General features: G+C 61.6%; 12 protein-coding genes and 1 tRNA gene. 4 read left to right on the forward strand and 9 right to left on the reverse strand.

Going from position 1 to position 11,935, the window contains the following annotated elements:
* Window positions 1-55: 55 nt before the first annotated feature.
* The 5 genes from ABD283_RS09700 to rpsB form a co-directional block, all read right to left on the reverse strand.
* Window positions 56-1,045 carry a phosphatidate cytidylyltransferase gene (locus tag ABD283_RS09700; protein ID WP_344224794.1) on the reverse strand — a complete coding sequence of 330 codons (990 nt, stop codon included), beginning with the start codon at window positions 1,043-1,045 and terminating at the stop codon, window positions 56-58.
* On the reverse strand, window positions 1,045-1,602 hold the full coding sequence (gene frr, locus ABD283_RS09705) for a ribosome recycling factor (protein WP_344224795.1): 558 nt from the start codon (window positions 1,600-1,602) through the stop codon (window positions 1,045-1,047). The genes ABD283_RS09700 and frr overlap by 1 nt, the downstream gene beginning before the upstream one ends.
* A 91-nt stretch (window positions 1,603-1,693) precedes the next feature.
* Complete coding sequence (gene pyrH / locus ABD283_RS09710; protein WP_344224796.1) at window positions 1,694-2,467, reverse strand: UMP kinase; 774 nt, start codon at window positions 2,465-2,467, stop codon at window positions 1,694-1,696.
* Window positions 2,468-2,638: 171 nt separating this feature from the next.
* A complete protein-coding gene (tsf, locus tag ABD283_RS09715; RefSeq protein WP_344224797.1) occupies window positions 2,639-3,475 on the reverse strand; it encodes a translation elongation factor Ts in 837 nt (278 codons plus the stop codon).
* Window positions 3,476-3,589: 114 nt separating this feature from the next.
* The gene (gene rpsB / locus ABD283_RS09720; protein WP_344224798.1) at window positions 3,590-4,489 is read right to left on the reverse strand and encodes a 30S ribosomal protein S2; all 900 of its coding nucleotides are present in this window, start codon (window positions 4,487-4,489) and stop codon (window positions 3,590-3,592) included.
* 344 nt (window positions 4,490-4,833) lie between these two features.
* Between rpsB and ABD283_RS09725 the strand changes: the two genes are divergently transcribed.
* Window positions 4,834-5,406, forward strand: coding sequence for a M23 family metallopeptidase (locus tag ABD283_RS09725; protein WP_344224799.1), 573 nt, complete (start codon window positions 4,834-4,836; stop codon window positions 5,404-5,406).
* 348 nt (window positions 5,407-5,754) lie between these two features.
* Here ABD283_RS09725 and ABD283_RS09730 read toward each other — a convergent pair.
* The 4 genes from ABD283_RS09730 to ABD283_RS09745 form a co-directional block, all read right to left on the reverse strand.
* A tRNA-Ile gene (locus ABD283_RS09730) sits at window positions 5,755-5,828 on the reverse strand.
* Window positions 5,829-5,898: 70 nt separating this feature from the next.
* A complete protein-coding gene (locus tag ABD283_RS09735; protein WP_344224800.1) occupies window positions 5,899-7,086 on the reverse strand; it encodes a glycosyltransferase in 1,188 nt (395 codons plus the stop codon).
* On the reverse strand, window positions 7,076-8,029 hold the full coding sequence (locus ABD283_RS09740; protein WP_344224801.1) for a DMT family transporter: 954 nt from the start codon (window positions 8,027-8,029) through the stop codon (window positions 7,076-7,078). The genes ABD283_RS09735 and ABD283_RS09740 overlap by 11 nt, the downstream gene beginning before the upstream one ends.
* A 199-nt stretch (window positions 8,030-8,228) precedes the next feature.
* A complete protein-coding gene (locus ABD283_RS09745; protein ID WP_344224802.1) occupies window positions 8,229-9,101 on the reverse strand; it encodes a phage holin family protein in 873 nt (290 codons plus the stop codon).
* 297 nt (window positions 9,102-9,398) lie between these two features.
* Here ABD283_RS09745 and ABD283_RS09750 point away from each other — a divergent pair, with 297 nt between their 5' ends.
* From ABD283_RS09750 to ABD283_RS09760, 3 genes are read left to right on the forward strand one after another with little or no spacing between them, the layout of a single operon-like run.
* Window positions 9,399-10,520: a M20 metallopeptidase family protein gene (locus tag ABD283_RS09750; RefSeq protein ID WP_344224867.1), complete on the forward strand. Its 1,122-nt coding sequence runs from the start codon at window positions 9,399-9,401 to the stop codon at window positions 10,518-10,520.
* A 39-nt stretch (window positions 10,521-10,559) separates the two neighbouring features.
* Complete coding sequence (locus tag ABD283_RS09755) at window positions 10,560-11,135, forward strand: MFS transporter (RefSeq protein ID WP_344224803.1); 576 nt, start codon at window positions 10,560-10,562, stop codon at window positions 11,133-11,135.
* Window positions 11,072-11,884, forward strand: coding sequence for an MFS transporter (locus ABD283_RS09760; RefSeq protein ID WP_344224804.1), 813 nt, complete (start codon window positions 11,072-11,074; stop codon window positions 11,882-11,884). Before ABD283_RS09755 ends, ABD283_RS09760 begins: the two co-directional genes overlap by 64 nt.
* The last annotated feature ends 51 nt before the right edge of the window (window positions 11,885-11,935 follow it).

Genomic DNA, 11,935 nt, shown 5'->3' on the forward strand with positions numbered 1-11,935 from the left:
CTTTCCAACTGCCGGAGCGATATCGCCCCGAGCCCCGTATTGCCGGGGACAATACCTATGCCAGGACGGTGAAGAGCTCGAAGATCACGTAACCGGTGATCACCGCGAAGAGAATCGAATCGATCCGATCCATGACTCCCCCGTGTCCGGGGAGCAGCGTACCCATGTCTTTAATGCCCAGCTCGCGCTTGATCATTGACTCGGAAAAATCACCCAAGGTGGCGACTGCCACGATCGCCAACGCAAGGATGATGCCCTGCCACCAGGAGTCCCCCAGCAGGAACACTGAGCACAAGACGCCCACGATCATGGCGCCGCCAGCCGAGCCTGCAAATCCCTCCCAAGACTTCTTGGGCGAGATCTTGGGTGCCATGGGATGTTTACCCCACACCACGCCCACCGCGTACCCGAAGGTATCGGAGCTCACGGCCAGCAGGATGACGGTCAGAATCTTCAAGGCGCCGTTGTCCGCGTGGTAGAGCAACATGGCCCCGCTCAACAGGAACGACGCCCAGACCAAAGCGAAGACCGAGCCCATGATGGAGAGCAGCATGCCCTCCTTGGGCCCGAAGGCGCGCCACACCACCACGATGGTCACGGACAGCGCCATGGCGTACGACAAGTACTGGGCGCCACCCTGGTACGCCGCCAGCGGCATCAGCAACGCTGCGATGACCGCCGGAACCCGGGGAATCTGAATCCCCCGGTAGCTCAAGGAACGTGCAATTTCCCACACGCCGATACCGGCGGCCGTGCCGGCCAACAGAGCCAGCACGAGTGGGAAGAGGAACAAACCCACCAGCAAGGTGGCAATGAGGATCAACGCGACCGCGATAGCCGCGGGCAAGTTGCGGCCGGCCTTGGACGGTGCGCGGTGCTCATCGCTGCGCGCCCACGGTCGCTTGATGATTTCCTTCAGCGTGCCCGTATTGAGCAGCTCGACCCGGGAAGGTTTTTCTACCGGGTTATGCCGTTCATCCGCCCGTCCGTGAGGACCGGCGGATGAACGGTTATCAGATCCCTTGGGGGTATGAGCTGCCGCCATCAGGCACCGAGCAGTTCGGTTTCCTTGTTCTTGAGCAGCTCATCAATCTGGTCAATGTGCTTCTTGGTGGCGGCGTCCAGGTCCTTTTCGCCGCGCTTGCCCTCGTCCTCGCCCACGTCGCCATCCTTGATGGCCTTTTCCATGGCTTCCTTGGCGCTACGGCGGATATTGCGCACGGACACGCGGCCTTCCTCGGCCTTGGTCGAGACGATCTTCACGTACTCCTTGCGGCGCTCCTCGGTGAGCTCCGGCATGACCACGCGAATCACGTTTCCGTCATTGGCGGGGTTCGCTCCGATGTCCGAATCACGCAGTGCCTTCTCAATGTCATTGAGGGCGGAGCGGTCGTACGGAGTGATGAGCAGGGTGCGAGCCTCGGGCGTCTGGAAAGACGCCAGCTGCTGCAGAGGGGTGGGCGTGCCGTAGTACTCGACCGTGAGGCTCGAGAACAACGCCGGGTTCGCACGACCGGTGCGAACCGTGGAGAAATCGGTCTTGGCCGCATCCACCGCTTTGGCCATCCGAGTGGTGGCGTCGGACAGGATGTCAGAAATCACGTGTATTGCTCCTTATGCGTGGAAAAGCCAGGGGTGCTGGCGGACTGCGGTACTGGGTTCCACTCTAGTCGTGGACGCAAGTACGGACGATTTACGGGGTGACCAGCGTGCCGATCTGCTCGCCGAGTACCGCGCGTGTGACGTTGCCTTCGCCCTCCATGCCGAACACACGCATGGTCACGCTGTTGTCGCGGCACAGGCTGAACGCGGTTTGGTCCATGACTCGAATGTCACGGGCCAACGCCTCGTCGTAGGTCAATGTGTTCAAGCGCTGGGCAGAGGGGTCCTTGCGGGGATCAGCGGTGTATACGCCGTCCACACCGTTCTTCGCCATCAGCACCTCGGTGGCGTGCACCTCCAGTGCCCGCTGGGCAGCCACGGTGTCGGTCGAGAAGTACGGTAGGCCTGCACCGGCGCCGAAAATCACCACGCGGTCCTTCTCCATGTGCCGGATGGCGCGGCGGGGAATATAGGTCTCGGCGACCTGCTCCATCTTGATGGCCGACTGCACGCGAGTGTCCACGCCGCACTGTTCCAGGAAGTCCTGCAGTGCCAGGCAATTCATCACGGTACCCAGCATGCCCATGTAGTCCGCGCGCGAGCGATCCATCCCGGCTTGGGAGAGCTCAGCTCCGCGGAAGAAATTGCCACCGCCCACAACGATCGAGGTTTCAACCTGGCCAACGGTTGCCGCGATCTGTTCGGCAATCCTCCGGACCACGGCGGTGTCCAAACCCACCTGGCCGCCACCGAAGACCTCGCCAGAGAGCTTCAACAACACCCTGCGGCGCTGCGGTTCGACGCGGGGATCCCGGCTCAATCGCACGGCCTCGTCGTGCAATTCGGATTCGTTGGTAGTGGGCATAGATCCTCCCGAATAAATACGTGGTCGAGGTGCGGGCCAGAATGTCGCAGACCGCTCCCCAGCATACAGAAACGGCGGGGTGTCACCGATGACTCGATAACACCCCGCCGAGGTGACCTCGTACGACGTCGCTCGCGAGCGGCGTCGGCGGAGGCTGCCTAACTAGCTAGCTCAGGCACCCACGCGGAAACGTGCGAAGGCGGTGGCGGTAGCGCCGGCCTCGGACAGCACCTGGCCAACGGACTTCTTGGAGTCCTTGGCGAAGTCCTGGTTCAACAGCACGACGTCCTTGTAGTAGCCCTTCAGACGACCCTGAACGATGTTCGGGATGATCTTGTCCGGCTTACCCTCGTTGCGAGCGGTCTCTTCGGCCACGCGCTTCTCGTTCTCGACGGTCTCTTCCGGAACGTCGGACTCGTTGAGGAAGCTCGGGGACATAGCTGCGGTGTGCACGGCTACGTCGTGAGCGGCCTGGTCGATGTCTGCACCCTCACCGGAGACGGCCAGCAGAACGCCGACCTGGGCCGGGAGATCCTTGGAGGTCTTGTGCAGGTAGACGGCCACGTGATCGCCCTCGACGCGAGCAACACGACGCACGACGACCTTCTCGCCCAGCAGCGCGCCGGTCTCGGTCACGAGCTCGGACACGGGCTTGCCCTCGGAATCAGCGGCGAGCAGCTCTTCAAGATCCTTGGCGTCAGCGGCAACGGCTGCGTCCAGAACCTTGGCACCGAACTCGACGAACGGGCCGGACTTGGCCACGAAGTCGGTCTCGGAGTTGAGCTCCACCATGTGGCCCACGTTGCCCTCCACGCGAGCAACGATGATGCCCTCAGCGGTGGAACGGCCTTCGCGCTTGGTGACGCCCTTGAGGCCCTTCACGCGAATGATTTCCTGGGCCTTCTGAGCGTCGCCATCGGCTTCGTCCAGGGCCTTCTTGACGTCGAGCATGCCAGCACCCGTGCGCTCGCGCAGTGCCTTGATGTCAGCAGCGGTGTAGTTCGCCATGTGAACTCCTCTGTTGTCGTTTGGGGTTGGCCGGGCGTGAGATGCACGCCCGGCCAACGTCGGTGACCATGATGGGCCACCCGAAAGAATGGAAGGTGAACGAAACTCGCGGCCTTACTCGGCTGCGGGGGTCTCTTCCTTCGGAGCCTCTGCAGGAGCCTCTTCGACCTTTTCTGCGGACTCGGTCTGCTCAGCGGACTCAGCCTTCTCGGCAGATTCAGTCTTCTCGGTGCCCTCAGCCTTGCCGGCCTCGTGCTGCTCGAGAAGCTCGCGCTCCCACTCGGCCATCGGCTCGTCGGTTGCGTTGCCGCCGGACTTGCCGTTGTTGCGCTCGATGAGGCCCTCAGCCACGGCATCGGCGATCACGCGGGTGAGCAGCGAGACGGAGCGAATGGCGTCGTCGTTACCGGGGATCGGGAAGGCAACCTCGTCCGGATCGCAGTTGGTGTCCAGGATCGCAACGATCGGGATACCGAGCTTCTGAGCCTCGTCGACAGCCAGGTGTTCCTTCTTGGTGTCAACGATCCACACCAGCGAGGGAGCCTTGGTCAGGTTGCGGATACCGCCCAGGGTGCGCTCCAGCTTTTCCTTCTCGCGGCGCAGCAGCAGCAGTTCCTTCTTGGTGTACTGCGAACCGGCGACGTCGTCGAAGTCGACCTCTTCCAGTTCCTTCATGCGGTCGATGCGCTTGGAAACGGTGGCGAAGTTGGTGAGCATGCCGCCCAACCAGCGGTGGTTCACGTAGGGCATGTTCACGCGGGTGGCCTGCTCGGCAATTGCTTCCTGAGCCTGCTTCTTGGTACCCACGAACAAGATGGTGCCACCGTGAGCCACGGTGTTCTTGACAGCTTCGTACGCGCGGTCAATGAAGCCCAGCGACTGCTGCAAGTCAATGATGTAAATGCCATTGCGCTCGGTGAAGATGAAACGCTTCATCTTGGGGTTCCAACGGCGGGTCTGGTGGCCGAAGTGAACGCCGTTGTCGAGCATCTGGCGCATGGTTACGACGGGCATGTCGTCTCCTGTTAATTGCTGGCGGTCTTTAGAGCGACCGCCATGGGTTTACGGTTATTGATCGATCGGGACGATCCCTGGCGCGATTCGTGGTCATTTCCTTTCGGACCTGGCCAACGCACCCCATCCGCAACGAGTTCCGGACCGAGGAGTGCGCACACACGTCAATGTGTTCCTTCGCGCGCGAAGTCAGTGTCACCCTCACGCTCTTACCCGGGTCACGGGCATGATGAATAAGGGCAGTCGACACTGCAACGTTCAGGATACATCATGCACGGTGCATCTCGCTCCACATCGGGTGGATTCCTCTGGTGCGGCCTCTCTCGCGGGGTCAGGCTTACCTCATGGTTCCCGACGACGCCGCTCTCGCCCCTTCACAGCCCACCTCGCGTTCCATGCATGGCCACCAATCACGAGCACTCACCGCTCTCGCGGCCCTCTGTCTCGTTCTAGGTTCTGCATTGGGCGGTGGCGTGCTCGGTTCGCAACCTGCGGCTGCTGCCGGGGGCTGGACCTGGCCGGTGAAACCCAAACCAGCTGTCACACGTACGTTCCAACCGCCGGCACAGAAGTGGCTCTCGGGGCACCGCGGCGTGGACCTCAGCGCGACACCGGGGACGGAAGTCCGCTCCCCCGCCGCTGGCACAGTCACGTTCACCGGAGTGGTGGTGGACCGGCCGGTGATCACGGTGGATCACGGGGACGGGCTCAAGTCTTCCTTTGAACCCATTGATGCCACCGTGAAGCGGGGCCAAACGGTGGCCCGCGGCCAGGTGATCGGCACGATTGCCTCGGCTGGACACTGTCCTCCTGCGAACTGCGTGCACTGGGGCGTCCGCAGGGACGGCGAGTACGTGAACCCGCTTCAGTTCGTGCAGGACATGCGCCCATCAGTACTGTTGCCGGTCCCGGAGTAATGCTCGCGGGCTTTCTTGGGGCTGGTGGGCTTGTGGGGCTCCGGGGGCTGCTGACTTCCCGACTCCACAACGGGTATTCACCTGGGGATCCGCTGCAACCCGACGCCTGGGGATCGGCTGCCCCGGTATCTGGAGGTCACCTGCAGCCTGGGCGCCATTAGAACCCCACTGTGCACCTGAGGTTTCGTTGCGACCCCTTCTCCCCTACCCCAGGGGCTCTAATGGCGCATGGTGTGTGGCGAGTGGTTTTAGCGAGCCATGAGATGAGTTGGTGATGGGTCCTGTGGTCAGGGACGGATGAAAAAGGCCCTTTCGCCAGAGTCTCCACTGGCGAAAGGGCCATTTCTGTAGGGCGGGTGGGGCTTGAACCCACGACCAAAGGATTATGAGTCCTCTGCTCTGACCAGCTGAGCTACCGCCCCCTGAGGCCACCACGAAACGGTGCCGTGGTCGCCGCTCTACGCTACCGCATCCGCGGGGTAGAGCCGTTCATCAAGCAGGTTCGCCGCGGTAAACCCGTTCGAACGTGTCCAGGGTCTTCTCGAAGGAGTGCTTGGACATCATCCGGTGGCTGGCCTCGCCCATCGCACGGCGCTTCTCCGGGCTGGCATCAAGAACCAACAGCAGCTTCTCTGCAAGGTCTTCCGCATTGCCTGGTTCGAAGAGATAACCGTTGACCCCTTCATCCGCCAGGTGGGGCAATGCTCGTGCGTTGGCGAGAACCACCGGCGTGGATGCGGACATCGCCTCCAGCGTGACCAGCGACTGCAGCTCAGCGGTTCCTGGCTGGCAGAACACATCTGCGTTCAGATAAGAAACACGCAGCTGTTCGTCGGTGAGGAAACCGCGGAAATGAATTCGTCCGGCCACGCCCAACGAGTGGGCCAGGGACACCAACGAATCCAGCTGTTCACCTTCACCCACGATTTCGGCATGAACATTCTTCTCGGACGGGATCAGTGCAATGGCCTCGATCAACTCGTTGACGTTCTTCTCCACCGCGAGACGGCCACAGAAGAGCACGGTCTGGCGGTTGGGCTTGTGGAGCTCCTCGCCGGAGTGGAGTTCGTAATCGCCCACCTGAATCCCGTTGGACACAGGAACAGCGCCATCGTCCACACCATTGGACACCATGGTCTCAACCGCCAGCTGGGTCGGTGCCGTCACCACGTCGCAGCGGCGGAACTGACGGGCCAGGTCCCACCACGAAACCTTGCGGTACCCGCGAATGAACCAATCGGGGAAAGGGAGGAACGGTTCGATGTTTTCGGGGATGAAGTGGTTGGTACCCACCAACCGGATCCCTCGGCGCTGAGCTTCCTGGATACCGAGACGCCCCAGGATGTAGTGGCACTGACTGTGAACTACATCCGGGTGGACTTCATCAATGACCCGCTTAATCTCGCTGTAGACCTCCCACGGGAAGCACAGTCGGAAATACGGGTGCGTGAAAGCCCGATGCGAGCGAATTCGATGCTCGGTCACGCCGTCCTTCTCGACCGTGTGGGACTTGCCCTTGGAAGTCATGGGTGCCATGACGTGAACCTCGTGGCCACGGCCGAGCATGCCCTGCGCGAGACGGCGAGCGAACTGAGCTGAACCGTTGATGTCCGGCGGATAGGTCTCGGCGATGATCAGAATCTTCAAAGGGCGCGGTTCCTCGGGATGCTCAGTGCTCACGGGTGCTGTTCAAAGTCTTCAAAGTGGCGGAATCGGCAGATGGAGTTTCACTTGAGAGTTCACGGCGCAGTCGCTTCGCTTGCTCCCTGCGTTCAATGACTTCAGGGTGATGCCGAGACAGCAACACCACGCCGACTATAGCAACGGTCCCTGCCAGACACATGACCATGCCGATGCCAGGGGTGAAGTCGGGGCCGGCCTCCCCCAGTACCGACAGGCCGAGGACCACGCCCACAATCGGGTCCACCACGGTGAGACCCGCGATGACCAGATCGGGAGGTCCGCACGAGTAAGCGCACTGGACCATCCAGCCGCCCACCACGGAGGCCACGACGATCATGATGACCGTGAGCCAGTGGATCTGTCCGATTCCGTGGGCGATCGTGTGGGTCATGGTGAGCCGGACCAACACCGCCACGAAACCGTAGAGGATGCCCGCGGCCAGAACGTAGAACATGCTGATGCGACGGTGCCGGAGAAATAGTTCCGCGACGCCGAAGAAGAGGACCAGCCCGATCAAGATAGCGACCAGGATGATCTCGGCCTGAGGATCGGACAGGTACGTGGGGTCGGTTCCCGCGACTGCGGCCACCACGAACACCGCGCCACCCGCTGTGCAGAGGGAAATGGCTCCCCACGTTCGAGCGTTGATGTCGAGGTGTTTATGTTTGGCGTGCAACAGGGTGGTGATCACCAGAGCGATCACGCCAATCGGTTGGACTACGGTGACGGTCGCCAGCGTGAGCGCCGAGACGTTGAGCGCCGTACCAAGGCCCAGTAGCACCAGTCCGGCGACCCATTTCGGGTTGCGCACCAACGAACCGAGATTCGATGGCTTCAGGGCCTCCTGGGTGTGCGCGGTCACCGCCGCAGACTGAGTCTGCGTTCCCAGCGCCAAGCACAGCGCGGCGAGGAGGGCCAATGAAACTGCAATCCACTGCATCAACGGTTCATCACGTCTTTCACCACAGCATCATCGTAGGGTGCCCACTCCATTTTTTCCGCACTAAAGCATGGAAATCAGCCCCTCGTAGGAGCGAGCCCATACCGCCGTAGGAGATGGGCATGGCGAAGGCCGGGTCACTCGGGTGACCCGGCCTTCGCGAGGCGACGCCGCGGCGTCGTCGTAATGAGGCGATCCGCTACTTCTTGAGGAGCTTGCGCAAGAAGACCAAGAAAGCGGAGCCTGCTGCTGCGGCGACCGCGAGCGGCTGCCAACGATCAGCCAACGGGCTCTCACCGGCGGCAGTGGAGCCTTCGGTGCGCACGCCCTGCGAACCGCCGCGAGTGGCGAAGGTTTGCTTGATCGATTCTTCGGTGGACTTGACGGTGTTCGTGGTGCGGCCGACAAAGCCCTGAGTGGCTGCCTGAACGGAGTCCACACGGTTCTGAGCGTCGTCGCGAAGGCTCTTCAAGTGCTCGCGACGCAGCTTCAGGCGGTGACGCAGCTGCTCTTCGGTCGGCTTGACCGGCTTGACCTGGTTGGGGTCGTTAGCGGCAGCTTCTTCCTCGCGTTCCTTCTGCTGCACTGCTTCGTTGATGTCCCGCTGCACACGGCCCTCGGTGTACGCGGAGCCTTCCTTGACGACACCCAGGTCGTAACGCAGACCGAACAGAGTCTTCTCCGGCTTGAGGGGCAGTGCACTCTTGATCTTGGACATTGCCACCAGAGCAAGAATTGCCAGGATGATCAGGAAGAGCAGGGCGAGCAACAAGGCCGCCAGCCAAGCCGGCATCACGTTGGACAGGCCCGCAATGGCCGCGCCAATCAGAGCAATCACAGCCAAGCCCAAGAACACCAGGCCCACGATGGCGAGGGCAGCGCCCACACCGAGCTTGATGCCCTTGTCCTTGAGCTCGAGTGCCGCTAACTGCGCTTCGTCCTTGAGCTGCTTGGGCAGCAAACGGGCGAAGACCTTGGTGACATCAAAGATGGATGCCGCTCCAGGTTTCTTGGTTGCCCGAGTACGCGCGCCGGGGGTGTGGCCGCTCTCCGGGCCCATTGCATGACTCATGCCGCCTCCGATGATGCTTGAACTTCACTACTGAACATTTTTCAAGATCAAAACTACCACTCAGCATGCTGCCAAGAGACTAGCCCGCCCGGTCCGTGCTGTCGCGATGTTGGGAAACAGTTGCATTTCGCTCATAGTGGTGCGAAACTGGAATTGTTCACATAAACATGATTTGAGCCGAAACATTACACTTACTACGTTGGAATGGCTCGAAATCGTCTGCTTCGAGCCTAGTGGATCAAAAATCCTTCAAGAGCGACCAAGACTACAGAGATCAACGTTCCCACCGCTGACATCATCAAGTGGCGCCGCCACTTTCACGCTAACCCGGAGCTGTCCTTCAAGGAATACAACACGTCCAAGTACGTGACTGAAACCCTCGAAAGCTTCGGCCTGACGCCCACTCACCCCACCGAGACATCCGTGGTGGCCGTCATCGAGGGCAAGGGCCCCGGCATGACCGTGGCCCTGCGCGCCGATATGGACGCGCTTCCCCTCAATGAGGAGACCGACAACGAGTTCAAGTCCACCGTGGACGGAGTCATGCACGCGTGTGGCCACGATACGCACACCGCCATGTTGCTGGGCGCAGCCAAGGCTCTGACCGAACTCAAGGACACCTTCAACGGCCGTGTGAAGCTCATTTTCCAGCACGCCGGGGAGACCCCTCCCGGCGGGGCCAAGGAAATGGTGGCCGCCGGCGTGTTGGAAGATGTGGACGCTATCTGGGGCATGCACATCATGAACCAGAAGACCGGCACCGTCAGCGTGCACAAGGGACCCGCTTCCGCCGTGGCCGGTGGCTTCTTCCTGAAGATCAACGGCCAGGGTTCGCACGGTTCCATGCCGCAGGACGGTATCGACCCGGTGCTGGTCGCCGCGCCGGTGACCGTTGCGCTGAACACGATCGTTTCCCGCAACGTGGCACCCGATCACATGAACGTGGTCAACGTGGGCATGATCCAGGCTGGTCAGGCCCCCAACGTGATTCCCGATTCCGCCAAACTGGGTGTCTCCATGCGCACCGTGGATGACAACGATTGGAACATCCTCAAGGAACGCGCCACGGAGATCGTCGAAAACGTATGTGCCGCCTACGGCGCCAAGCCCGAGTTCCAGTGGGCCGAGGGCTACCCCGTGGTCATCAACAACGACGAGCTTGCTGAACTGGCCCTGGATGCGGCCAAGAAGGCCGTGGGAGACGAGAACGCGTTCTGGGGCCCGCCCACGTCCGCATCCGAGGACTTCTCCTACTTTGCTCGCGAAATCCCCGGTTGCTTCATCTTCTTGGGCGGCGGCACTGCCGATGACGGTCTGCCCTACATGAATCACCACCCCAAGTTCGATATCAAGGAAGAGGCTCTTGAAGCCGGCGCCCGCACGGAAGTGCAGATCGCACTGGACTTCCTGGCTTCCTGATCCCCCATCCGCACCACTTGAGTACGAAAGGCTGAGGAAATGAACCTCACCAAAACCCAGAAGGGCGTGTTCGCCACGCTGTTCTCCGTGGGTTTGCCGGCGAACATCGAGAAGGGCCTGGCGGGCGCTATCGGCCCGTTCCTGACCGACCCGAACTACATGTCCAACCTGGGGCTGGAGACGTTCTCCGAGACCCAGTTCGGTCTGATCACCACCCTGTTCTACCTGTCCTTCATTGTGATGACGTTCGTGGCCGGCTGGTTCGTGGACCGCTACGGCTACCGCATCTTCATCCCGGTCGCGCTGCTGATCCTGGCCGCCGGTGCTGCTTTCTTCGGCTTCGCCGGGTTCAGCGCCACGTCCATGATCTTCATTCTGATTCCGCTGGCTCGCCTGATCATCGGTTTCGGTCAGGCCGGTTATACCAGCGGCACGCCGCCGGTCATCGCTAAGATGTTCGCCGCTGAAGAGCGCGGCGCCGTGCAGTCCAAGGTGGTTTCCACCGCGGGTATCGGTACCATCCTGGTCTACCTGGTCTTCGCACCCTGGTGGTGGCCCGTGACTTCCGCTGGATGTACTTCCTGCTCGCGGTGCTGCTGGTCGTCGCAACCCTGATGTTCGTCAAGCTGGTCCCGAGCGAGTCCCCGGCTGATAAGGCTGCCGCCGCTGATAAGACCGCAGCAAAGGCCAAGAACGACGTTTCCATCCTGGACGCCTGGAAGAACCGCAACTCCCTGGTCCTGGGTTTGTGCCTCTTGCTCAACAACGCCGTGGGCGTGGGTCTGCTGACCTGGCTCGCCACGATGTACTCCGAGCAGTTCGGCATCACCCCCACTGGTTGGGAGTACATGGTGGTCATGGTCGGTTACGGTCCGTCGCTGTGGATCGCCACGAGCACGGGCGCCACCGTGGTAAAGCGCTGGTTCGAGAACAACGAAATGGTCTTCATGCTGCTGATGTCCAGCATCGGCGCAGTGCTGATGGTCATCGCCGTGATCATCCCCAACCTGTGGGGCTCCGCGGTCATGATGTGGCTGGCCAACCTGTTCATCATGTGGTCCTTCTCCGCCATCCTGATGCTCCCCTACCGCCTGATCCCGCTGAAGATCATTGGTTCGGCCTTCGCGGTCATCAACATCGGCGCGTTCATCGGTGGTATGGCTCAGGGCGCCCTGGTCGGTGCAGCGGTCGACGCCGCAGGTTACGTGGTGGCCTTCATCGTCCTGGCGATAATGCTGGTCGCCGGCGGTCTGGCTCCGTTCCTGCTCAAGGAACCCGCTCGCCCGATCAACGAACCCACGACCCCTCCGGGTAGCCCGGAGGCCGGTGTCGAGGCAGCAACCGGCACCACCGACGAGAAGTAAGGCTCAGACCTTCACTTCACGTTCCTAAAGAAGCAGACGGCGCCCCGGACA

Source organism: Kocuria atrinae (genome assembly GCF_039531425.1).
Classification (GTDB): Bacteria; Actinomycetota; Actinomycetes; order Actinomycetales; family Micrococcaceae; genus Kocuria; species Kocuria atrinae.